Here is a 21,220-nt window from a genome sequence, read left to right on the forward strand (position 1 = left end):
CCCGGGATCAGACGAGGAAGAGCCAGTCGAGCATCCCTGGATTGTGGGCGTGCACGAGCACCAGGAAGACGACGGCGTCGAACAGCAGGTGCACCGTGACGACGTATGCCAGCGACCGTGTCTTGACGAAGATGAAGCCCTGGAGGAGCGCGAACGGAATCGTGAGCAGCGGGCCCCACGCCTGATAGCCGAGCTCCCATAGGAACGACACGAATACGACGGCCTGGAGGAGGTTCGCCTGCCAGTTGGGAAAGTGGCGGCGCAGGAGCGCGAACACGGTGCAGATGAAGAACAGCTCGTCCCAGATGCCGACGGCGCCGACGCCGACGAAGAGGCGGGCGATCAGCTCGGGTGTGTCGACGACGGGCCAGTTCAGGTAGACCCCGGATGTGATGAAGTAGAACGGCAGGATCAGCCAGCCGAGGACCAGCACGCCGACCAGCCAGCTCCATTGGAAGGTCGTCCACCGCCGTCCGCCCCGCCAGGGGAAGCGGATTCCGCGATCCCGGTACACGGAGCGCGACACGACGTACGGGACGATGACCGCTCCGCCCAGCGCCACGGCGAAGCGCAGGATCGCCAGGTTGTCGAGTTCGGCCTTGAGCGGGATGGCGCTCACGATGAGCAGGCCGGCGGCGACGAGCGACAGGTCGCGCACGATGCTCGGACGACGAGCGGATGCGGCGTCAGTCCCCTCGCTCAGATCGGCGGTCCCGTCTTCGGCGGGTGCGGCATCCGCCCTCTCGATCAGCCAGGCGGTGACCAGCGCCGCCGCGAGCAGCACCCAGCCGACCCACGGGATCCGCAGGACGAAGAACGCCGGGGCGGCGAGGCACGCGAGCAGCGCCGGCACCAGCTTCCACGACCAGCGGGGGCGTTCGAGCGAGACGGCGGACGGGTCGGCGGGCATTCAGTCTCCCAGCGGATTCGCGAGCTCGTCGCTGCGCATGCGCGCCACCGCGAGCACCACGAACGACAGGAGGAACGGCGTGAGCCCGGCGACGAGGAAGATCACCGGGATGGGCACGACCTGAGCGAGAGGCCCCGCGAGCGCCATCGACACCGGCATGAGGGCGAGTGAGACGAAGAAGTCCAGGCTCGACACCCGGCCGAGCATGTGCCGCGGCACCCGGCGCTGCAGGAGCGTCCCCCAGATGACGTTGCCGTAGCTGAAGCCGAACCCCACGAGGAAGCACGACAGCACCATGAGCCAGTACTGGTCGGTGAAGCCCACCACGATGAAGGGCAGCGTGCTGCAGCCCCACACGAGGATCATCGCGCTCAAGTACCGGCGAGGGAGCGGCCAGGACGACACCACGATCGACCCGAGGACCCCGCCCACGCCGAACGCAGCGAGGAGGAACGCGAACCAGCGCGGGTCCTCGCCGATGCGGTCCGCGGTGATGAACGGCACCAGCACCTCCTGCGGGCCCATCCAGACGAGCACCCACACCGTGGCGTAGAGCAGGGTCCACAGCAGCCAGGGCGTCCGGACCGTGAAGGCGACGGCCTCCCGCAGGTCGTGGAAGACGCCCCGTGTGGTCGCGGTCGGATGATCCGGTGCGGAGTCGGTCTCGGGCTCGGGCCGCACCATCAGAAGCAGCACGAGGGCTACCGCGTGCGCGGCCGCGATGACCCACACCGCGTGAGCGGGGGCCACGACGGCGGCCACCACGACACCGGCGACAGCGGGTCCGGCCGCCTGCTGCAGCGCGGGGCGGATGGCCCCCTCGAGGCCGTTTGCGGCGAGCAGCTGCGCCGGCGGCAGGATGCGGGGCAGGATTGCGCTGTAGGCCGGGTAGAAGAAGCCGGCGCCTGCGCCGAGGATGAACGCGGCGATGGCCAGGTGCGGGACCGGCACCGGTCCGAACAGACCGGCGACCGCGACGGAGGTCAGTGCGACGACGTTGGCGAGTTCGACCACCCGGAGGATCAGCCTGCGTGAGACGCGGTCGGCCACGATTCCACCGGGGATCGCGCACGCCAGGAGACCGACCGCGTTGGCCGCGGCGACGATCGAGAGCTCGACAGGACCGCCGCCACCGCCGATGACGGTGTAGACCATCACGACCGCCCACATGCCGGCGCCGAAGACCGACAGCACGACCGAGGCGAACAGCATCCGGAAATCCCGGTGCGCCAGCGGGCGCACGAACCGCCAGCGGTCGCGCCCGGCCGGCGACACGCCGATGGCCTTCGGCTCGTCGGAGCTCACGCCCTCCGGCGCCTGCCGATCGGCGGGGTCACTCACGTCCGCGCCCGTCGCACGTACGAGAGGTCGCGGATCGACCGGCGGACCCGTGCCCCCTTGCGCTCGAAGGCGGTCAGCACGCGCCCGTCGAAGCGCGCAGCCCACTCCCCCTCGAACGATCGCGCGAAGTCCGGCGCCTCGTCGAGCACGTCGCGCATCTGCAAGGCGTAGTCCTCCCAGTCGGTTGCGAGCCGCAGCATCCCACCGGGCTGCAGCGCTCCCGCCGCGATCGCCGCGAAGTCGGGCACGACCAGGCGTCGCTTCGTGTGCTTGTTCTTGTGCCACGGGTCGGGGAAGAACACCCACAGTTCTGAGACGGATGCCGCCGGCAGCAGGTGCTGCAGCACCTCTGGCGCGTTCGCCTCGACGAGGCGCAGGTTCTGCAGCTCCGCACGCTCGGCGTCGAGCATGGTCCGGGCGAGCCCCGCCCGGAAGACCTCGATCGCGAGGAAGTTCACCTCGGGAGCGGATTCCGCGGCGTGCACGATCGCGTGCCCTTGCCCCGATCCGATCTCGACGACGAGAGGCGCCTCGCGCCCCCAGACGACGGCCGGGTCGATCGCGGTGCCCGGCAGCACACTGGTGGCAGGCGCATCGCGCTGCACCGTCAGCACGAAGCGCGGCGCGAGGTCGGCCCATGCGCGCTCCTGCGCGTCGGACATGCGGCCGCTGCGGCGCACGAACGACACGGGGCGGTCTCGGAACGCGGGCTGCTCGGCGGCGGGGTCGGACACCACTCCAGGCTAACGAAGAGGGCGCGGCCCCCGGACGGGCGTCAGGCCGTGACGTAGTCGATGAGCTCTTCGACGCGCCCGAGGAAGGACGGCTCGAGGTCGCGGTACGACGTCACCGAACGGAGGATCCGCTGCCAGGCACGGGCGATGTCGGCCTGATCGCGGGCGGGCCAGCCGAGTGCACGGCAGACGCCGACCTTGAACTCGATGCCCCGCGGCACCTCGGGCCACGCGGCGATCCCGAGAGCCCGCGGCGTCACGCACTGCCAGACGTCGATGTAGGGATGACCCACGATCTTCAGATGCGTCCCGTGGCGCCCGCCGAGGATCGCGTCGGCGATGCGGGACTCCTTGGAGCCCGGGACGAGATGGTCGACCAGCACCCCGTAGCGCCGCTCCGCGCTCGGGGGCTCCTCGTCGAGCGCGGCCTCGAGCAGGTCGAGTCCCTGCAGGTACTCCACCACCACGCCCTCGACGCGCAGGTCGTCGCCCCACACCTTCTCGACGAGCTCGGCGTCGTGGCGGCCCTCCACGAGGATCCGGCTGGGACGGGCGACCCTGGCGCGCGCATCGGCGACGGCGAACGAGCCGGATGCCGTGCGTGCAGGGGATGCAGGTACAGCAGCGGTCGGCGCCACGAGGACGACGTCCTCGCCGTCGATGAGGAACCCCGGGCCCAGCGGGAACACCCGCTTGCGGCCGTGGCGGTCTTCGATCTCGACGGTGCTCGAGCGCACCGTCGTGACCGCGCCGCAGAAGCCGTCGGCGGCGCACTCGACGACGAGATCCCGGTCGGCGGGCACGCGCGGGAGTTCGCGCTGGAACTGGGCGCGCCAGCCCTTGGCGAGCACATCGCTGCCGTATCGATCATCCATGGTGGGCCTCCCGGAGGAGCCAGCGTACCGGCGCCGCCACGGGACAGAAGCGAGCGACGCGGCTCCCGTCAAGCCCTGCCCGCTCCCTACCCGCACATGCCGGAGCGTGAATAGACTCAGCGAGGGGGCGGCTTCCACGGCCCCCGAGGAGGGGGAAGCGATGCGCGCGCGACGGACACTCGCGCTCACAGCGGCTCTCTCGCTGCTGTTCTCCGGCGGTGTGCTCGCCGCCTCGGCGACCGATCCCGTGACCCTCGGGGCGAGCCATGTGATGGACGAGGCAGACGTCTTGTCGTCATCTGAGGAAGCCGCGGCCGAGGCACGCCTGCAGCAGCTGTCGGACGAGACGCCGGTCGACCTCTGGGTCGTCTACGTCGATCAGTTCACCAACCCCGCCGAGGCTGAGGCGTGGGCCGACCAGACGGCTGCCGACAACGGACTCGGCGCGAACCAGCACCTGCTCGCGGTCTCGACAGAGGGCCGCCAGTACTTCCTGTCCTCCGACCCGTCGGGTCCGTTGACCGAGGAGCAGCTCGCGACGATCCGGCAGGAGCAGATCCAGCCGCAGCTCGCCCGGGACGACTGGGCCGGCGCCGTGGACGCGGCGGCCGACGGGATGACGGCGGCCCTCGGAGGCGCAGCGGCCGGGGGCGCCGGCGGCACCGGTGGCAGCGGGTTCCCGACGGGGGTGCTCGCCTTCGTGCTGATCGCCGCGGTGATCGGCGGGATCGTCTGGCTTCTCATCCGCCGACGTCGAGCGAAGGCCGTGCCGGGCGGACCGGCGCAGCAGCCCGGGCCCGCTCCCGTCCCCCAGGTGAGCATCGAAGAGCTCGAGCGCCAGGCATCCGCTGCCCTTGTCGAGACCGATGACGCCGTCAAGACGAGCGAGCAGGAGCTGGGGTTCGCGAGAGCACAGTTCGGAGATGTGGCCACCGCAGAGTTCGAGCAGGCCCTCGCCACGGCCAAGGAAGACCTGACGAAGGCGTTCACGCTCAAGCAGCAGCTGGACGACGCCGTCCCCGACACCCCCGATCAGGTCCGCGCCTGGAACACGCAGATCCTTCAGCTGCTCGAAGGCGCCAACGCGGGGCTGGATGAGAAGGCCGAGGGCTTCGACGAGCTGCGCAAGCTCGAGCAGAACGCCCCGGAGGCCTTCGCGCGCGTGCACGAGGAGCTCGCCGCGGTCACGGGAGCTCAGGATGCCGCGTCCCGGCGCCTCGCGGAGCTCACGCAGCGCTACGCCCCCGAGGCGCTCTCGACCGTTGCCGACAACCCCCAGCAGGCCACCGACAGGATCGCGTTCGCCCACGCGCAGCTCGACGCCGCGCAGACGGCGATCGGCGCCGGGAACGGCGGCGAGGCCGCCGTCAGCATCCGCGCCGCCGAGGAGGCGGTAGGACAGGCGAAGCTCCTCGAGGACGCGATCGAGAAGCTCGCGTCCGATCTCGCCGAGGCCGAGCAGCGCGCGAACGCGCTCGTCCTCGAGCTCCAGCAGGACATCGCGGCAGCATCCGTCCTTCCCGACGCCGACGGGCGCGTGGCCGCCGCCGTCACGGGCACGCGACAGCAGCTCGACGCCGCGCAGTCGCTGCTGACCGCTACGCGGACTCGCCCCATCGCGGCCCTCCAGGCGCTCGAATCGGCCAACCAGCAGATCGACGCCGTCATCGCGGGAGCGCGGGATGCCGCCGCCAAGGCGGATCGGGCGCTTCAGGTGCTCGGTCAGGTGATGCTGCAGGCGCGAGCTCAGGTCTCCGCGGCCGAGGACTACATCACCACGCGACGAGGCGCGGTCGGCGCTGAGGCGCGCACGCGCCTGGCCGAGGCCGGAGCGTCGCTCGTCCAGGCGCAACAGCTGCAGGCCGGCGATCCCGAGCGCGCGCTGCAGTACGCCCAGCGCGCCGACCAGCTCGCGGGGCAGGCACTCGAGTACGCGCAGGCGGATGTCGGCGCCTTCGACGGGGGCGGATTCGGCGGCGGGTTCGGCGGCCAGGGTGGCGGCGGTGGCGGCGGCGGTGGGATGCTGGGCGCCGTACTGGGCGGCATCGTGCTCAACTCCGTGCTGAGCGGCGGTCGGTCCTCCGGTGGCCTCGGCGGGGTTCTCGGAGGCGGGCTGGGCGGCGGACTCGGCGGCGGGATGGGCCGCATCCCCGGCGGCTTCAACCCCGGAAGCTTCGGCGGCGGCGGAACCCGCGGGCGCCGAGGAGGCGGCGGGGGGCGCTTCTGAGATCCTCGAGAAGGGCCGCGGCGCGGCATCCCACAGCTTTCTGACTTGACTGATCGATACGAAAGGAAACCCGATGGCCAAGCAATCCATCTTCGGTCGCATCTCGACCCTCGTCCGGGCGAACGTCAACGCCCTGATCGACTCCGCGGAGGACCCGCAGAAGCTGCTCGACCAGCTCGTGCGCGACTACACGAACAGCATCGCCGACGCCGAGTCGGCCATCGCCGAGACGATCGGCAACCTGCGGCTGCTCGAGCGCGACCACCAGGAAGACATCCAGGCCGCCGCGGAGTGGGGCAACAAGGCCCTCGCCGCCTCCCGCAAGGCGGACCAGCTGCGGTCGTCCGGCAGCACGGCGGATGCCGACAAGTTCGACAACCTCGCCAAGATCGCGCTGCAGCGCCAGATCAGCGAGGAGAATCAGGCGCGGGCCGTCGAGCCGACGATCGCCGCGCAGAGCGAGGTCGTCGCAAAGCTCAAGGACGGCCTCAACGGCATGAAGGGCAAGCTCGAGCAGCTGAAGTACAAGCGCTCCGAGCTGCTCGCGCGCGCCAAGACCGCCGAGGCGCAGAACAAGGTCGCCGACGCCGTCAAGTCGATCGACGTCCTCGACCCGACCAGCGAGCTCGGACGGTTCGAAGACAAGATCCGCCGACAGGAGGCGCTCGCCCAGGGCAAGCAGGAGCTTGCCGCCTCGACCATCGACGCGCAGTTCAACCAGCTCGATGACGTCGGGGAGCTGACCGAGGTCGAGGCGCGTCTCGCGGCGATCAAGTCGGGGCAGCCGACGCCGTCGCAGGCGGCGATCGACGCGCCGAGCGTGCCGTACACGCCGTAGCGGCTGCGTGCAGAATCGGGCGTCGCGACGAGAAGTCGCGGCGCCCGATCCTCGTTCGGGCGGGTGGCGCGCCATGCGCCGGATTCCCTGGGGGATGATGTGGGGATGGCTCGATTCGTGATCGTCCCCCAATGGCAGGGCTCGCCGTCGTCGCGCGCCATGCAGCTCGTCGACGGCGCTCAGGCGATCGCGGGTGATCTGCCCCGCGCATCCTCCACGCTCATCGAGGTGGCCCTCGAGGCGGGCGAGGCTCTCGAGACCGGCGTGCTGCGGTTCAGCGCCCTGGCCCGCACCAGGGATGCGGTCGCCGAGGCGACGGCGGGTGAGGACCCGTCGGTCATCGTCATCGGGGGCGACTGCGGTGTCAGCATCGGCGCGATCGCGTCGGCGCTCGCGCGCGACCCCTCGCTCGCGGTGGTGTGGTTCGATGCCCATCCCGACCTCCACACCCCCGAGACGTCGATCTCGGGAGCCTTCGGCGGCATGGCGCTGAGCGCGGTGCTCGGTGAAGGCGCCGACGGGCTCGCTCTGCCCTCGGGCGGGATTCCCGCCGACCGCATCCTGCTGGCCGGCGCGCGCGACTACGAGACGGATGAGGAAGCCCGCGTGGCCGAGCTCGGCATCCGGGCGATCGATGTCGCGGATCTCGACCCCGAGACTCTGGCGTCCGCCGTCTCGGCCACCGGGGCGTCGGGCGTGTACATCCACGTCGATCTGGATGTGCTGGACCCGTCGGTTCTCACCGGCGTGACCGGTGCCGTGCCGTTCGGGCTCACGCTGACCCAGCTGCTCGGCGCCATCAGCGCTGTGCGCGCGGCCGTTCCGCTCGCGGGCGCCACGATCGCCGGCTTCGCTCCTGCATCCCCGGATGCCGCTGCCGACGACCTCGGCACCATCCTGCGCATCGTCGGAGCACTCGCGTGAGTCCCATCCACACCCCTCCGGCCGGCTGGGAGGCGGCCGCCGAACGCGCTGTCGCGCACGGCCGGACTCTCGACCGGTTCATCCCGTCGATCCTGCTCGATTCACCGGCGAGCGACTTCGGGTATGTCTACGGCACGGCCGTCGGCTGGATCTGGGGCGGCCTGTGGAGCACGGGGCGCGTCGAGAAGCGCGGAGAGCTGTGGGTGTTCCGCGGCCTCCCGTCGTGGGCGTTCAAGCGCGGCGGCATCTGCGTGGGCGGCTGCTACCTCACCGGCGATGCCGTGGTCACCGATCGTGTGCTCGCGCACGAGGCGGTGCACGCGCGCCAGTGGCGCCGGTACGGGCTGCTCATGCCGCTGCTGTATCTGTTCGCGGGGAGAGATCCGCTGCGCAACAGATTCGAGATCGAGGCGGGTCTCGAGGACGGCAACTATGTCCCGCGGCAGCGGGTGGCCCGCCGCCGCGGCGCCGGCGCGTCAGCACGTCCTTCGACGGCGCAGAGTCACTGACCGCTCAAGGATCCGGGTTCGAACCCTGACGGCTCAGCCGGCGTTGGTGAGGTTGTAACGCTCCGGAGCATTGATCGTCTCGAGCGGGATGCCGAGATGCTCGGTGAGGTGGTCGACGATGTCGGCCGTGCCGAGGTAGCCGCCGAGCAGGTGCACGCGCGTGCTGTCGCCCTCTTCGCAGAGCATCTCGTCGGCCCACGCCGTGACGGCCCGCGTGAGCGCCTGACCGGACGAGCATCCACGGCCGGTGCCCGGGTCGCCCGAGCGCAGCGAGCGGTCGAGCCACGTGACGACCATCCGGGCGGGCGCGGCGATCTCGCCCTGCCAGGAGGCATCCGGGATCTCGATGAAGACGCGCCCCGTCGAGCAGATCGGAAGGGTCGCGAGGAGGGCCTCCAGCTCGGCGAGCGAGAGCTCGTCGGCGGTGATGAGCTGCTGCCCGCGCGTGTGTCGCTTCGCGCGGCAGGTCGCGGCGTTGTGCTCGGAGGTCTCGGTCATGACAACCCCAGTGTAGCGGAAGGATAGGGTTGCCTAACCTGAGTGGTCCCCGGGCATCCCGGTCGGCGCGGACGCCGTCAGCCATCCTCGATGAGGATCGACCGCAGCGCCTCGAGCTCGGCGTCCGAGAGCCCGTGCGCGCGCAGGTAGCCCGCAGCGGAGCCGTGCTGCTCGCGGACCCTGGCGAGGAGCGCCGTCATCACCGGCGCCGGCGAGTGCATCACGAGGTCCTCCAGATGCACGGATCTCGGATGCATCGCCCGCAGCATCATCACGACCCGCCGGTTTCGCGCCTCGGGCAGCAGGCCTTCGGTGCGGGCGTAATCGGCGACGACGGCATCCTCGTCCACTCCCGCCGCGGCGAGCGCGAGCGCGACCGTCACGCCGGTGCGATCCTTGCCCACGGTGCAGTGCACGAGGACCGGCTGATCGGCCAGGATGCCCCGCACGACGCCCACCACGCGGTCGGCGGAATCCTCCACGAGCCGGCGGTACATCTCGTCGAGCGAGACGTCGTTGGCGAAGAACGACTCGACCGATCCGAGGAACAGGGGCGCGCGCTGGGTGGTGACGGCCATGTCGCCGAGCCGGCTGGGCGCCCACAGCACCTCGTCGTCGGCGCGGAGGTCGATGATGCGTCGAAGACCGAGGCGACCCAGCGCCGCGATGCCGGTGTCATCGAGGTGCGCGAGGTTTCCCGACCGGAACAGGACGCCGAACCGCGTGCGCCGATCGCCGGCCGGCAGCCCGCCGACGTCGCGCAGGTTGACGGCGCCCGGGACGAGCGTGTCGCTCATGCGGACTTCTGGGCCCGGGGCGGGACGGGGTAGCGCCCCGCGATGGCGACGCGGTTGAACGCGTTGATCGACACGAGGATCCAGCTCAGCGCCACGTACTCGTCCTCGCTCAGCACTCCCCCGACATGGTCGTACACGTCGTCGGGCACGCCTCCGTCGTGGATGAAGGTGAACGCCTCGGCGAGCTCGAGGGCTGCCCTCTCGCGCTCGGTGAAGACGCCGGACTCGCGCCACGTCGGCAGCTGGGCGATGACGTCCGCATCGAGGTCGGCTGCGACGGCGCGGTCGACATGCACCCGCACGCAGAAGGCGCAGCCGTTGAGCTGCGACGCGTGAATCTGCACGAGCTCCTTCAGCCGAGGGTCGATGCCGGCGTCGGCGGCGATGCGCCCCACCGTCTTCGAGAAGGCGTCGAGCGTCTTGTACGCGTCGGGCGCCGACCGCGAGAGGTGCACGCGTCGTTCTTCGCTCATGCGATTCAGCCTATGACGGCGACGCATGCCGCGGCCGGATCCGTCCGGCTCCCGGTCCGGGCAGAATGGGCGGGTGAGCGCCCCCACCGACGAGTTCTCCTTCCTCCCCGACCAGGCGGCCGACGCCGGCATCCAGGGCCCCCTCCCTCGCGGCGAGCGCCTCTCGACGACGCTGGACGACGGCAGGACGCTGAGCGCGCTGCTCTGGGTGCCTCACGGGGCTCTGCCGGGCCCGGTCGTGACGTTCCTCCACGGCGCCGGGCTCAACGCCCACACCTGGGACACGACGATCCTGGCGCTGGGCCTGCCGGCCCTCGCGATCGACCTGCCGGGGCACGGCGACTCGTCGTGGCGCGATGACGCGGCCTACACCGGCGGCACCCTCGCCCCCGATGTCATCGCGGGCATCGAGGCGTGGACCGACGGCCCGCAGGTGCTGGTGGGCCAATCGCTCGGCGGACTCACGGCCGCGGCGGTCGCGGCATCCCGCCCGGATCTCGTCCGTCAGGTGGTGGTCGTCGACATCACCCCGGGGATCAGCACGACCGGCGGTCCTGCACAGCTGCGCGACTTCTTCGCCGGCCCCGTCGACTGGTCCTCGCGAGACGAACTCGTGGAGCGTGCACTCTCGTTCGGCCTGGGCGGCTCACCGGCGGCCGCCGCGCGCGGCGTCTTCCACAACTCCCGGGTTCGCCCCGACGGCCGGGTCGAATGGAAGCACCACTTCGCGCACCTCGCCAACGCGATGTCCGCGTCTCCCGAGCTCGCGCGCGCGGCCGCATCGCAGCAGGATGCCCTCTCTGGGGTGCTCTCGGAGGGCGGGTGGACCGACCTCGCCGCGGTGCGCGCACCGCTGACGCTCGTGCGGGGCACGCGGGGCTACGTCACGGACGAGGACGTCGTGACCTTCCGGGAGCGGGTGCCCGCGGCATCCGTCGTCGAAGTCGCCTCGGGGCACAACGTCCAGGAGGAGCTGCCCGTCGACCTCGGCGCACTCGTTCGTGAGATCGCCGGGAAGGGTTAACACTTCTGTTGCGTTGTGGGTAGCGCTCGCCGCGCGACCTCTCAGGGTTGCCTAGGCTGGGTTACCGCACGCGAACGACCGGGCGTCAGCCCGAGACCAGCACCCGCTCATCCTCCGGATGTCCCTCGAAAGGACGGCCATGCTTCGCCGCACCGCCCTCGCCGCCTCGGCGCTCCTCGTCTCTTCCGCGCTTCTCCTCTCGGCGTGCTCGGGAGGAGGAACCCAGGCGACACCGACGGCGACCGGCAAGCCCGACCCGGACGCCTCGGCGGTCATCCGGCTGGTTCTGGAGCCCAGCAACCTCGACATCCGCCAGACCGCGGGCGCGGCCCTCGACCAGGTGCTCATCGACAACATCTACGAGGGCCTGATCCGTCGCACGCCCGACCAGAAGATCGAGCCGGCTCTCGCGACCGACTGGACCGTCTCGGATGACGGCCTCACCTACACATTCGACCTGCGCGAAGGCGTCACGTTCCACGACGGCCAGCAGCTCACGCCCCAGGACGTCGTCTGGTCGCTCACCACGCGCAGAGACACCCCGGCGTTCAGCGACTCCCGGCGGCTCGCGAACATCTCGTCGATCACGGCGGAGGGGCAGACGATCACGCTCACGCTCGCCGCCCCCGACTCGACGCTGCTGTGGAACCTCACCGGCCGCGCCGGCCTCATCTTCAAAGAAGGCGACACCGTCGACTACAAGACGGCCGAGAACGGCACAGGGCCGTTCGTCCTCGAGGACTGGCGTCAGGGTGACAGCATCACGTTCGCCCGCAATGACGACTACTGGGGAGACAAGGCGCACGTCGGCGAAGTGGTGTTCGCGTACATCCCCGACAATCAGGCGGCCCTGAACGCGGCGCTCGCCGGCGAGGTCGATGTCGTCACGGGGTTCGACGCCAATCTCCAGGAGCAGATCGAGGCCGACGGCGCCTACGAGCTGGTGCTGGGAGCGTCCACCGACAAGGGCACTCTTGCCTTCAATCAGACATCCGGCCCGCTCGCCGACAAGCGCGTGCGGCAGGCCATCCGGCAGGCGATCGACCACGACGCCTTCATCGAGGCCGCGGCATCGGGCGAGACGCTCTACGGCCCGATCCCCGAGCTCGACCCCGGGTACGAGGACCTCTCAGAGATTGCCCCGTACGATCCTGACGCCGCCCGGGCACTGCTGAAGGACGCGGGGGTCGAGGACCTGACGCTGACGCTCACGATCCCGAACTTCTACTCCACGACGATCCCCCAGATCCTCGTGTCGGACCTCAACGAGGTCGGCATCACGCTCGAGGTCGACTCCGTCGACTTCCCGACGTGGCTCACCGACGTCTACACGAACCACGACTTCGACCTCAGCTACGTGCTGCACACCGAGGCGCGAGACTTCGAGAACTGGGCCGATCCGACCTACTACTTCACCTACGACAACCCCGAGGTGCAGAGCCTGTACAAGGAGTCCGTCGCGGCGACCGATCCCGACAAGGCCGCCGACCTGCTGGCCGAAGCCGCTCGCATCGTGTCGGAGGACGCGGCCGCGGACTGGCTGTTCAACGCGGCATCCGTCGTGGCTGTGGGCACTAACATCACGGGCATGCCCTCGACCAACGTGAACGCGCGCATCGATCTCGCGGACTTGGCCAAGACCGACGGGTGATCCGGTACACGCTGACGAGACTGGCCCTGCTTCTGCTCGGGCTCTTCGTCGCCAGCGTGCTCATCTTCCTGACGCTGCGCGTTCTCCCCGGTGACGTCGCGCAGTTGATCGCCGGCACCAGCAGCACGCCCGAGCAGGTGCGGACCATCCGCGAGCAGCTCGGGCTCGACCAGCCGCTCATCTCCCAGTACGTGGAGTGGATCGGCGGAGTCCTGCGCGGAGACCTCGGCACCTCGCTGCTCACCGGCACGAGCGTGACCGACGAGCTGGCGGAGAAGGCGCAGGTGACGGTCCCCCTCGGCGTCTTCGCGCTGACCTTCGCGCTCGTGTTCAGCCTTCCGCTCGGCGTCATCTCCGCGATGCGGCGCGGGCGCGCGGCAGGCACGGCGCTCAGCGTCGGATCGCAGGCCCTCGCAGCCGTGCCGGTCGTGTGGGCCGGCATGATGCTCGTGGTCGTGTTCGCGGTGTGGCTCGGCTGGCTCCCCGCACAGGGGTTCCCCCGTGCCGGGTGGGACGATCCGGCGGCGGCGGTCCGCGCGCTCATCCTCCCGGCGCTCACGATCGGCATCGTCGAGGGCGCGATGCTGCTGCGCTTCGTCCGCAGCGCCACGCTGCAGGCGGTCGGCCAGGACTACGTCCGCACCGCCGCAGCCAAAGGCCTCACCCGAGACGCCGCTCTCATCCGGCACGGGCTTCCCAATGTCGGCCTGTCGGTCGTCACCGTCCTCGGCCTGCAGGTCGCCGGGATCATCGTCGGCGCGGTCGTGATCGAGCAGCTCTTCTCCCTTCCCGGCATCGGACGGATGCTGGTCGCCGACGTCAGCGCGCGTGACCTGCCCAAGGTCCAAGGCGAGCTGCTCGCGCTCACCGGCTTCGTGCTCATCGTCGGCTTCGTGGTGGATCTCGTGCACCGCGGCCTCGATCCCCGTCAGAGGGATGCCGCATGACTTCGGCCCACATCCCGCCCTCCGGCGACGACGCTGCCCTCCCCGGCGATCATGTCCCGATTCCTCCCGTTTCAGCCCCGCTGGGGGTGCAGAAATCGGGACACGGCCGGTCGCAGTGGGCCTGGCTCGGCCGTCTCTGGGGCCTCTCGACGGGCCGGTTCGGACTCATCGTCGTCGCGGTCGTGCTGGCGACGGCGATGGTCGCGTCGTTCTGGACGCCGTTCGACCCCCAGCAGGTCGACATCCGCAATCGGTGGGCGCCCCCGGGCTGGCCGCACCTGATGGGCACCGATGCGTCGGGACGCGACATCCTGAGCCTGATCATGGCCGGCGCCCGCACGACGGTGATCGTCGCCGTCGGGGCGGGCGTCGTGGCCACGGTGGTCGGGATCTCGCTCGCCGCCCTGGGCTCCCTGACCGCGCGCTGGGTGCGCGAGTCGGTCGCGGTCTTCGTCGACATCCTCATCGCCTTCCCCGTGCTCATCATCGCGATGATGATCTCGGCGGTGTGGGGCGGCTCCCTGTGGGTGGTCGTGTGGTCGGTCGGGATCGGGTTCGGCGTCAACATCGCGCGTGTGACCAGGCCCGAGCTCCGCCGGGTGCTGCAGAGCGAGTTCGTGCTCGCCGGGCGCATGGCGGGGCTCACCCCCACCCAGAACCTCGGGCGGCATCTGCTGCCCAACGTGGCACCGGTGTTCATCGTGCAGCTTTCGTGGGGCATGGCGGTCGCCGTGCTCGCCGAGGCGGGCCTGTCGTACCTGGGCTTCGGCGCCCCGGTGACCGAGCCCTCGTGGGGGCTGCTCCTCGCTGAGCTGCAGCAGTTCATCACCGTGCACCCGCTGTCGGTGGTCTGGCCGGGGCTCGCGATCACGTTCACGGTGCTCGGCCTCAACCTGCTCGGAGACGGCCTGAGGGAAGCGACCGACCCGACGCTGACCCGCCGGGGCGGTTCGGCCCGCACCGCCCGGACGCACATGCCGGAGGTGGTGGCATGACGCTCGAAGTGCGGGATCTCACGATCGACATCGGCGATCGGCGGGTCGTGGACGGCGTCTCGTTCGACGTGCCGGAGGGCGCCAGGATCGGACTCATCGGCGAGTCCGGCTCGGGCAAGTCCCTCACGGCCCTTGCGATCCTCGGCCTACTGCCGGACGGCGCGAGCGCCGGAGGGTCGATCCGGTGGAACGGGCGCGAGCTGCTCGGACTCCCGGATCGCGAGCTTGCCGGGCTCCGCGGCGATGACATCGGGATCGTCTTCCAGGAGCCGCGCACGGCGCTGAACCCCATCCGCACCGTCGGCCGGCAGATCGCCGAATCGGTGCGGATCCACGAGCGCGTCACCCGAGCCGAAGCGCGGGCCCGGGCGGTGCAGGAGGCCGCCCGGGTGGCGCTGCCCGACCCCGAGCGCATCGTGGCGAGGTATCCGCACCAGCTGTCGGGCGGTCAGCGTCAGCGCGTCGCGATCGCCACGGCCCTGGCGTGCCGGCCGCGCCTGCTCATCGCCGACGAGCCGACGACCGCGCTCGACGTCACGATCCAGGCCGAGATCCTCGACCTGCTGCTCTCCCTCGTCGAGGACGACGGGATGTCGCTCATCTTCATCACGCACGACCTCGCGGTGCTCTCCCGCATCGCGACGCACGGCATCGTGCTCGAGGACGGGCGCGTCGTCGAGTCCGCGCCGGTCTCCGTCCTCCTGACCGCCCCGGCATCCGTCGTCACCCAGGGGCTCCTCCGAGACGCGACCGCGACACTTTGGCGACCTGGCGTCCGCGAGGGGGTCTTGGGCGGAGCTTCAGACGGCGGGGGCGCGAGCCGGCCAGGGCTCAGGGGCGGAGCCCGAGAAGGCGACGGCGCGAGCCGGCCAGGGCTCAGGGGCGGAGCCCGAGAAGGCGACGGCGCGAGCCGGCCAGGGATCTCGGGCGAAGCCCCAGAAGGCGACCGCGCGAGCGAGCCCGCGGCCCCGGGCGAAGCGCCAGAAGGCGACCGCGCGAGCGAGCCCGCGGCCTCGAGCGAAGCGCCAGACGGCAGGAGTGCCTCGTGACGGCCACCTCCGAACCGCTGATCCAGGCACGCGGTCTGGCGCGCCGCTATCCGCTGCCCAAGACCATGCTCTTCGAGCGGGCGCGCACCATCACCGCGCTCGAAGACGTCGACGTCGACGTGCGAGCGGGCTCGGCCGTCGGCGTCATCGGCGAGTCCGGGTCGGGAAAGTCCACGCTCGTCCGGCTCCTGCTCGCGCTGGACGTCCCGTCGGCGGGCACGATCGCCTTCGCCGGACGACAGGTGGATGCCGCCGCCGGCGCTCGCGCACTGCATTGGCTGCGCCGCGAGACCGGCATGGTGTTCCAGGACCCCTACGCATCGCTCGACCCCCGCATGAGCGTCGGACGGATCGTCGTCGAGCCTCTGTGGGCGCTCGGACTCGGCGGCGACGGCGAGCCGGGCGCTGAGGGACGCCGGGAGCGGGTGCGGGAGGTGCTGACGGATGTGGGGCTCGAACCCGACATGGCGGACCGGTTCCCCCATGAGTTCTCGGGCGGCCAGCGCCAGCGGATCGCGATCGCCCGCGCAATCGTGCATCGGCCGCGGCTGCTCGTCGGCGATGAGCCCATGTCGGCGCTCGACGTGACGGTGCGTGCGCAGATCCTCGAACTGCTCGCCGAGCTCCGCCGCCGCGAGAGCCTGACCCTCCTGCTCGTCTCGCACGACATCGGCGTCGTGCAGAGCCTCTGCGACGAGGTGATCGTCATGAAGGACGGCCGCATCGTCGAGGAGGGTCCGACCGAGAAGGTGCTGCAGCAGCCCCAGGCCGCGTATACCCGGCGCCTGCTCGCCTCGATCCCCGTGATCGACCCCGGCTCTGCCGCGTCCTGACCCGCTCGTCGGTCCGGGTCCCGCCTGGTCCCCCCTATCCCCGCCATCCCCACCCCGTCCCGCTGGCGCCCCGGCGCGCCCGCCCCGCCCCGCCCAAAATCGGATGAGTGAACCAAATTCGGATCGAGGAGGCGATCTGATCCGAATCTCGTGCAACGATCCGAACACGGGGTGGGGTCTCACCCCGTCCCGCACTCCCCCCACCTGCGCTCCACATCGGATCAGTGCGCCGGATTCGGACCGGACAGGACGTGTGATCCGAATCTCGTGCAACGATCCGAAAGGGGCGTGGGATGCGAGCGGAGTGTCGCCGGCCGCAGATAGCCTCGGAGCATGAGGCACGCGATCGTTCCGCCGTACCTGCTCGCCCGTATCGCCGCAGCGCAGGAGCCGCACCTGGCCCATGCCGCTGCCGCCGCCCGCGCCACGCTGGCCGCGCAGCGCGGCTACCACCCCACCCGCTCGCGCCTGATGCTCAGCATCGACGATGCCGGCTCGCTGGTCGCCGAGACGGCTCCCGCGCCCGATCGCACGATCTCCGACGCCCAGCGGCGGGAAGTTCTTCCGGGCGTGCGGGTGCGCGGGGAGGACGACCCGCCCACGCGCGATCTGGCGGTCGATCAGGCGTTCGACGGCCTCGGCGCCACCTTCTACTTCTTCTGGGATGCGTTCGGTCGCAGCGGCATCGACAACGCGGGCGGGCCGCTCCTGGCGACGGTGCACTACGGGCGGGACTACGACAACGCGTTCTGGAACGGCCAGCGGATGGTGTTCGGCGACGGCGACGGCGAGATCTTCACGGGCTTCACGAGCTCGGTGACGATCATCGGGCACGAGCTCGCGCACGGCGTCACCGAGGCATCCGGCGGGCTCGACTACCAGGATCAGTCGGGAGCGCTCAACGAGTCGATCTCCGACGTCTTCGGCGCCCTCACGGAGCAGCATCTTCTCGGGCAGACTGCTGACCAAGCCTCGTGGCTCATCGGCGCAGGCATCTTCACCGCGGCGGTGGAGGGGCGCGCACTCCGCTCCATGACCGAGCCCGGCACCGCCTACGACGACGACGTGCTCGGCAAGGATCCGCAGCCCGCGCACATGCGGGACTTCGTCGTGACCGACGGCGACAACGGCGGGGTGCACATCAATTCGGGCATCCCGAACCGTGCATTCGCCGTCGCCGCACTCGAGCTGGGCGGGCACGCGTGGGAGCGCGCGGGGCTGATCTGGTACCGCACCCTGACCTCGGGGACGCTCTCCCCGAAGACTGGTTTCGCACGCTTCGCCGCGGCCACCGTGAAGGCCGCGCGGGCGGAGTACGGTGAGGGATCGGAGGAGGTTGCCGCCGTCCGCGCGGGATGGGCTGACGTCGGCGTGATGTGACGATGGACCAGACGGGAAGACCCGAGCCCGACGACGAGCCGAACGGCGACCCTGCGCCGCTTCTGGTGGCGGTGACGCGCACGGGCGGGTTCGCCGGGCTGACGCGGGCCTGGAAGGCGCAGCCGCCCCAGGACGAGGCATCCGAGTGGATCGCCCTCATCGACCGCTGCCCGTGGGACGAGAGCGCCGAGCAGGACTCCCACGGCGCCGACCGGTTCCAGTGGAGCATCCGGGCGCAGCTGGACGCCGACGGCGTGCGCGAGGCCGAACTCCCCGACAGTGCGCTGACGGGGCCCTGGCGCGAACTGGTGGATGCGGTCCGCGCCTGGACGACCCAGGGTCCGGCGAGCGCCTGACACGACCGGCGCACGCGCACGGCAGCCGCCCCGAGCACCCCCCGTGCCGGGATCAGGCGTCGGCCATGCGACCGAACAGGCCCCGCTTCTTGACCGGCTTGAGATGCTTCTGCAGGTAGATGGTGCCGAGCCAGCGCCCGAACTTGAATCCCACGCGGCCCATGCGACCCACCTCGACGAAGCCCAGCTTCTCGTGCAGGGCGATGGATGCCTCGGCGCCCTTGTCGCTGATGATGGCGACCATCTCGCGGATGCCGACCGCTTCGCACGCGGCGATCAGCGCTTCGAGGAGGGCCCGGCCGAGCCCTTTGCCGGCCGCTGCCTGGCCGAGGTAGATCGTGTTCTCGACCGAGAACCGATAGGCGCTCTTGGTCGACATCGGCTGCACGAGCGCGTAGCCGAGGATCTGCCCCGACGGCGACTCGGCGACGAGGAACGGCATCTTGAGCTTCTGCAGGTGGGTGACCTTGTCGCGCCACTGCTGCAGAGTCCAGCGCTTCTCATCGAAGGTCACGACCGAGTTGGTGACGTAGTAGTTGTAGATCTCGCGGATGTCGGGGATGTCGCGGGCCTCGACCGGGCGGATCGTGTACGAGAACGGGCGCTCGGGCTCCGCAGGCTTGCGAAGATGCTGCGGAGGACGGCGACGCGTCCGCTCGTACTCCTCTTCCAGCATGGCGACAAGCCTACGCGCGCGGCTCAGCCCGGCAGAGCCCAGTCCACCGGCTCCGCGCCCAGGCCCGAGAGCAGCGCGTTCACCCGCGAGAACGGACGTGAGCCGAAGAAGCCGCGGCTCGCCGACAGCGGGGACGGGTGCGCGGACTCGACGATCGGCGTGGACCCGAGCAGCGGACGGAGGTTCGCGGCATCCCTCCCCCACAGGATCGCGACGAGCGGCTCGTCACGCGCGACGAGGGTGCGGATCGCGTGCTCGGTGACCTTCTCCCACCCCCACCCTCGATGGGAGGCGGGGAGGCCCGGCGCGACCGTCAGCACTCGGTTCAGCAGCATGACGCCCTGATCGCTCCACCCCGACAGATCGCCATGGGCGGCGGGCGGGATGCCGAGGTCGGCGTCGAGCTCCTTGTAGATGTTCGAGAGGCTGCGGGGCAGCGGGCGGACATCCCGCTCCACCGCGAACGAGAGGCCGATCGGATGCCCGGGGGTCGGGTACGGGTCCTGGCCGACGACGAGCACCTTGACGTCCGACAGCGGGCGCTGGAACGCACGGAGCACGCGCTCGCCTGCGGGCAGATAGTGCCGCCCGGCTGCGACCTCTTCACGCAGGCGCTCGCCGAGCGCAGCGATGTCGGGGGCGACGGGAGCGAGAGCCTGCGCCCAGCCCGCATCGATGAGGCCGGCCTCCGCCAGTTCGGGAAGCGTCAACGCCATCTGGGTCAGGCCGATCGCTCCACCGCGGCCGAGTCCTCTTCCTCGACCGACCCCTGGAACGACCACGGGAAGTCGATCCAGAGCGAGGTCGCCTTCCACGAGTGGTCCGGCTGGATGATCGTCGTCGGCTTCGTGTAGATCACCGCGGAGCGCACCTCCGCACCGCGGTCGACCAGCAGTTTCACCGCGAGGTCGAGGGTGCGTCCGCTGTCGGCGACGTCATCGACGAGCAGCACCCTCCGGCCGTCGAGATAGGTCATGTCGAGCTCGGGCGGAAGAACTTCCGGCGCATCGAGCACGGTGCCGATCCCCGTGTAGAACTCCACGTTGATCGCGCCGCAGTTCTTGACGCCGAGGCCGTAGGCGATCGCTCCGGCCGGGAGCAGTCCGCCCCGGGCGATCGCGACGACGACCTCGGGGACGAATCCCTCGGCGAGGATCGCCCTGGCAAGGTCGCGAGAGGCTTCGCCGAAGGCGTCCCACGTCAGGTGCTCGCGCTCTGTCACGTCCATCTCCTTCAGTCGATCCCGCGCGGGCGCAGGGGGCCGCGGGCCAGCAGGTGCTGCGCAGACTGCGCGACGGGCCGCATCGTCACGAGGTCGAGATTGATGTGGCCGGGGGCGTTCAGCGCGTAGGCGATGACGTCCGCCACGTCGGCCGCCGTAAGAGGTGCCGGGACGTCCTGGTAGACCTTCTCGGCCGCGATGCGGTCGCCCGCCAGCCGGTTGAGGGTGAACTCCTCGGTGTGGACCATGCCCGGCGCGATCTCGATGACGCGGATCGGCTCGCCGTTCAGCTCGAGCCGCAGTGCGTGGGCGAGCATCGACTCCGCGGCCTTCGCCGCGTTGTAGCCGCCGCCACCGGGGTACGCCGTCTGGGCCGCAGTTGAGGTGACGAAGAGGATGTCGGAATGGCCGACGGATGCTGCTGCCCGGCGCAGCCGCGGGAGGAGTGCCGAGACGAGCCGCTGCGCGCTCAGGACGTTGACGTCGAACATCCACTGCCAGTCCGCGGGGTCGCCATCCTCGACGCGCTCCGTTCCGCGTGCCCCGCCCGCAACCTGGACGAGCGCGTCGACCGGCCCCGTCTCGTCGAGCCACCCCGCGAGGGCGTCGACGTCGGCCTGCCTGGTGAGGTCTGCGGCGAACGCCACCGCGCCGATCTCCGCCTCCAGCGCAGCGAGCCGGTCGGCCCGCCGCGCCACCGCGACGACGTCCCATCCGGACGCTCTGAGGGCTCGGGCGCTCGCCTCGCCGATGCCCGAACTCGCACCTGTCACCACCGCACGACGTGTCATCCTCCCACGGTAGTCCGCGCGCCGCGACGGGCTCACCACAGTCGTGGGAGAACGGCATCCCGCGCCCGACGGGCCGTCGACATGGTTACGTAACATTTCCCGCGCGTTGTCGATCGAGTGTCCCCCTCCTACTCTCGGACGAGGCCGCGCATCCCGCCGCACGCCGCCAC

At 70.8% G+C, this 21,220-nt stretch carries 22 protein-coding genes and 1 pseudogene; 12 read left to right on the forward strand and 11 right to left on the reverse strand.

Annotated features, from left to right (window positions below; all coding sequences use genetic code 11):
* Positions 1 to 7: 7 nt before the first annotated feature.
* From AC1DP3_RS06195 to AC1DP3_RS06210, 4 genes are all read right to left on the reverse strand, one after another.
* Positions 8 to 910, reverse strand: a complete 903-nt coding sequence (locus AC1DP3_RS06195) for a CPBP family intramembrane glutamic endopeptidase (RefSeq protein ID WP_477292265.1) — start codon at positions 908 to 910, stop codon at positions 8 to 10.
* The gene (locus tag AC1DP3_RS06200) at positions 911 to 2,185 is read right to left on the reverse strand and encodes an MFS transporter (RefSeq protein ID WP_477292353.1); all 1,275 of its coding nucleotides are present in this window, start codon (positions 2,183 to 2,185) and stop codon (positions 911 to 913) included.
* Between the two features lie 62 nt (positions 2,186 to 2,247).
* Complete coding sequence (trmB, locus tag AC1DP3_RS06205; RefSeq protein WP_477292266.1) at positions 2,248 to 2,985, reverse strand: tRNA (guanosine(46)-N7)-methyltransferase TrmB; 738 nt, start codon at positions 2,983 to 2,985, stop codon at positions 2,248 to 2,250.
* Positions 2,986 to 3,026: 41 nt separating this feature from the next.
* Positions 3,027 to 3,860 (reverse strand): DUF3097 domain-containing protein, encoded by an 834-nt coding sequence (locus AC1DP3_RS06210; protein ID WP_477292267.1) that lies wholly within the window; start codon positions 3,858 to 3,860, stop codon positions 3,027 to 3,029.
* Positions 3,861 to 4,020: 160 nt separating this feature from the next.
* Here AC1DP3_RS06210 and AC1DP3_RS06215 point away from each other — a divergent pair, with 160 nt between their 5' ends.
* The 4 genes from AC1DP3_RS06215 (at position 4,021) to AC1DP3_RS06230 (ending at position 8,358) form a co-directional block, all read left to right on the forward strand.
* On the forward strand, positions 4,021 to 6,087 hold the full coding sequence (locus AC1DP3_RS06215) for a TPM domain-containing protein (protein ID WP_477292268.1): 2,067 nt from the start codon (positions 4,021 to 4,023) through the stop codon (positions 6,085 to 6,087).
* Between the two features lie 73 nt (positions 6,088 to 6,160).
* Positions 6,161 to 6,925: a PspA/IM30 family protein gene (locus AC1DP3_RS06220; protein WP_477292269.1), complete on the forward strand. Its 765-nt coding sequence runs from the start codon at positions 6,161 to 6,163 to the stop codon at positions 6,923 to 6,925.
* 105 nt (positions 6,926 to 7,030) lie between these two features.
* Positions 7,031 to 7,849, forward strand: a complete 819-nt coding sequence (locus AC1DP3_RS06225) for an arginase family protein (protein WP_477292270.1) — start codon at positions 7,031 to 7,033, stop codon at positions 7,847 to 7,849.
* Positions 7,846 to 8,358 carry a Fe-S oxidoreductase gene (locus AC1DP3_RS06230; RefSeq protein ID WP_477292271.1) on the forward strand — a complete coding sequence of 171 codons (513 nt, stop codon included), beginning with the start codon at positions 7,846 to 7,848 and terminating at the stop codon, positions 8,356 to 8,358. Before AC1DP3_RS06225 ends, AC1DP3_RS06230 begins: the two co-directional genes overlap by 4 nt.
* A 33-nt stretch (positions 8,359 to 8,391) precedes the next feature.
* Here the strand turns inward: AC1DP3_RS06230 and AC1DP3_RS06235 are convergent, their stop codons facing one another.
* The 3 genes from AC1DP3_RS06235 to AC1DP3_RS06245 form a co-directional block, all read right to left on the reverse strand.
* Complete coding sequence (locus AC1DP3_RS06235) at positions 8,392 to 8,856, reverse strand: SIP domain-containing protein (RefSeq protein ID WP_477292272.1); 465 nt, start codon at positions 8,854 to 8,856, stop codon at positions 8,392 to 8,394.
* Positions 8,857 to 8,933: 77 nt separating this feature from the next.
* Positions 8,934 to 9,653 carry a tyrosine-protein phosphatase gene (locus AC1DP3_RS06240; protein WP_477292273.1) on the reverse strand — a complete coding sequence of 240 codons (720 nt, stop codon included), beginning with the start codon at positions 9,651 to 9,653 and terminating at the stop codon, positions 8,934 to 8,936.
* Positions 9,650 to 10,126, reverse strand: coding sequence for a carboxymuconolactone decarboxylase family protein (locus tag AC1DP3_RS06245; RefSeq protein WP_477292274.1), 477 nt, complete (start codon positions 10,124 to 10,126; stop codon positions 9,650 to 9,652). The genes AC1DP3_RS06240 and AC1DP3_RS06245 overlap by 4 nt, the downstream gene beginning before the upstream one ends.
* Positions 10,127 to 10,199: 73 nt before the next feature.
* On the opposite strand from AC1DP3_RS06245, the gene AC1DP3_RS06250 reads away from it, so the two are divergent.
* The 8 genes and pseudogenes from AC1DP3_RS06250 (at position 10,200) to AC1DP3_RS06285 (ending at position 18,361) form a co-directional block, all read left to right on the forward strand.
* Positions 10,200 to 11,150, forward strand: coding sequence for an alpha/beta fold hydrolase (locus AC1DP3_RS06250; protein ID WP_477292275.1), 951 nt, complete (start codon positions 10,200 to 10,202; stop codon positions 11,148 to 11,150).
* 139 nt (positions 11,151 to 11,289) lie between these two features.
* A complete protein-coding gene (locus tag AC1DP3_RS06255) occupies positions 11,290 to 12,801 on the forward strand; it encodes an ABC transporter substrate-binding protein (RefSeq protein ID WP_477292276.1) in 1,512 nt (503 codons plus the stop codon).
* Entirely contained in the window at positions 12,798 to 13,748 is a 951-nt protein-coding gene (locus tag AC1DP3_RS06260; protein ID WP_477292277.1) for an ABC transporter permease, read from the forward strand. Before AC1DP3_RS06255 ends, AC1DP3_RS06260 begins: the two co-directional genes overlap by 4 nt.
* Positions 13,745 to 14,743 (forward strand): ABC transporter permease, encoded by a 999-nt coding sequence (locus AC1DP3_RS06265; RefSeq protein ID WP_477292278.1) that lies wholly within the window; start codon positions 13,745 to 13,747, stop codon positions 14,741 to 14,743. The genes AC1DP3_RS06260 and AC1DP3_RS06265 overlap by 4 nt, the downstream gene beginning before the upstream one ends.
* Positions 14,740 to 15,516 (forward strand): annotated as a pseudogene (locus tag AC1DP3_RS06270) (ATP-binding cassette domain-containing protein); the annotation flags it as partial. The gene AC1DP3_RS06265 and the pseudogene AC1DP3_RS06270, both read left to right, overlap by 4 nt.
* Positions 15,517 to 15,857: 341 nt before the next feature.
* A complete protein-coding gene (locus tag AC1DP3_RS06275; protein ID WP_477292354.1) occupies positions 15,858 to 16,625 on the forward strand; it encodes an ATP-binding cassette domain-containing protein in 768 nt (255 codons plus the stop codon).
* A 333-nt stretch (positions 16,626 to 16,958) separates the two neighbouring features.
* Positions 16,959 to 18,005 carry a M4 family metallopeptidase gene (locus tag AC1DP3_RS06280; RefSeq protein ID WP_477292279.1) on the forward strand — a complete coding sequence of 349 codons (1,047 nt, stop codon included), beginning with the start codon at positions 16,959 to 16,961 and terminating at the stop codon, positions 18,003 to 18,005.
* A gap of 2 nt (positions 18,006 to 18,007) precedes the next feature.
* Complete coding sequence (locus tag AC1DP3_RS06285) at positions 18,008 to 18,361, forward strand: protealysin inhibitor emfourin (RefSeq protein ID WP_477292355.1); 354 nt, start codon at positions 18,008 to 18,010, stop codon at positions 18,359 to 18,361.
* Positions 18,362 to 18,413: 52 nt separating this feature from the next.
* Here the strand turns inward: AC1DP3_RS06285 and AC1DP3_RS06290 are convergent, their stop codons facing one another.
* The 4 genes from AC1DP3_RS06290 to AC1DP3_RS06305 are packed head-to-tail and all read right to left on the reverse strand — an operon-like array spanning position 18,414 to position 21,050.
* The gene (locus AC1DP3_RS06290) at positions 18,414 to 19,037 is read right to left on the reverse strand and encodes an N-acetyltransferase family protein (RefSeq protein ID WP_477292280.1); all 624 of its coding nucleotides are present in this window, start codon (positions 19,035 to 19,037) and stop codon (positions 18,414 to 18,416) included.
* A gap of 23 nt (positions 19,038 to 19,060) precedes the next feature.
* Entirely contained in the window at positions 19,061 to 19,753 is a 693-nt protein-coding gene (locus AC1DP3_RS06295) for a uracil-DNA glycosylase (RefSeq protein WP_477292281.1), read from the reverse strand.
* A gap of 5 nt (positions 19,754 to 19,758) precedes the next feature.
* Positions 19,759 to 20,265: a phosphoribosyltransferase gene (locus AC1DP3_RS06300; protein ID WP_477292282.1), complete on the reverse strand. Its 507-nt coding sequence runs from the start codon at positions 20,263 to 20,265 to the stop codon at positions 19,759 to 19,761.
* A 5-nt stretch (positions 20,266 to 20,270) separates the two neighbouring features.
* Complete coding sequence (locus tag AC1DP3_RS06305; RefSeq protein WP_477292283.1) at positions 20,271 to 21,050, reverse strand: SDR family oxidoreductase; 780 nt, start codon at positions 21,048 to 21,050, stop codon at positions 20,271 to 20,273.
* Between the last annotated feature and the right edge of the window lie 170 nt (positions 21,051 to 21,220).

Source organism: Microbacterium sp. P5_B6, from assembly GCF_056400345.1.

What these genes read in the sequence shown, in the direction of transcription:
- AC1DP3_RS06285 (WP_477292355.1), top strand. Translation starts at nt 18,008, where the DNA reads ATGGACCAGACGGGAAGACCCGAGCCCGACGACGAGCCGAACGGCGAC.
- AC1DP3_RS06305 (WP_477292283.1), bottom strand. Translation starts at nt 21,050, where the DNA reads ATGACACGTCGTGCGGTGGTGACAGGTGCGAGTTCGGGCATCGGCGAG.
- AC1DP3_RS06195 (WP_477292265.1), bottom strand. Translation starts at nt 910, where the DNA reads ATGCCCGCCGACCCGTCCGCCGTCTCGCTCGAACGCCCCCGCTGGTCG.
- AC1DP3_RS06300 (WP_477292282.1), bottom strand. Translation starts at nt 20,265, where the DNA reads ATGGACGTGACAGAGCGCGAGCACCTGACGTGGGACGCCTTCGGCGAA.
- AC1DP3_RS06255 (WP_477292276.1), top strand. Translation starts at nt 11,290, where the DNA reads ATGCTTCGCCGCACCGCCCTCGCCGCCTCGGCGCTCCTCGTCTCTTCC.
- AC1DP3_RS06290 (WP_477292280.1), bottom strand. Translation starts at nt 19,037, where the DNA reads ATGCTGGAAGAGGAGTACGAGCGGACGCGTCGCCGTCCTCCGCAGCAT.
- AC1DP3_RS06280 (WP_477292279.1), top strand. Translation starts at nt 16,959, where the DNA reads ATGAGGCACGCGATCGTTCCGCCGTACCTGCTCGCCCGTATCGCCGCA.
- AC1DP3_RS06225 (WP_477292270.1), top strand. Translation starts at nt 7,031, where the DNA reads ATGGCTCGATTCGTGATCGTCCCCCAATGGCAGGGCTCGCCGTCGTCG.
- AC1DP3_RS06245 (WP_477292274.1), bottom strand. Translation starts at nt 10,126, where the DNA reads ATGAGCGAAGAACGACGCGTGCACCTCTCGCGGTCGGCGCCCGACGCG.
- AC1DP3_RS06295 (WP_477292281.1), bottom strand. Translation starts at nt 19,753, where the DNA reads ATGGCGTTGACGCTTCCCGAACTGGCGGAGGCCGGCCTCATCGATGCG.
- AC1DP3_RS06210 (WP_477292267.1), bottom strand. Translation starts at nt 3,860, where the DNA reads ATGGATGATCGATACGGCAGCGATGTGCTCGCCAAGGGCTGGCGCGCC.
- AC1DP3_RS06275 (WP_477292354.1), top strand. Translation starts at nt 15,858, where the DNA reads ATGCTCTTCGAGCGGGCGCGCACCATCACCGCGCTCGAAGACGTCGAC.
- AC1DP3_RS06265 (WP_477292278.1), top strand. Translation starts at nt 13,745, where the DNA reads ATGACTTCGGCCCACATCCCGCCCTCCGGCGACGACGCTGCCCTCCCC.
- AC1DP3_RS06235 (WP_477292272.1), bottom strand. Translation starts at nt 8,856, where the DNA reads ATGACCGAGACCTCCGAGCACAACGCCGCGACCTGCCGCGCGAAGCGA.
- AC1DP3_RS06220 (WP_477292269.1), top strand. Translation starts at nt 6,161, where the DNA reads ATGGCCAAGCAATCCATCTTCGGTCGCATCTCGACCCTCGTCCGGGCG.
- AC1DP3_RS06215 (WP_477292268.1), top strand. Translation starts at nt 4,021, where the DNA reads ATGCGCGCGCGACGGACACTCGCGCTCACAGCGGCTCTCTCGCTGCTG.
- AC1DP3_RS06240 (WP_477292273.1), bottom strand. Translation starts at nt 9,653, where the DNA reads ATGAGCGACACGCTCGTCCCGGGCGCCGTCAACCTGCGCGACGTCGGC.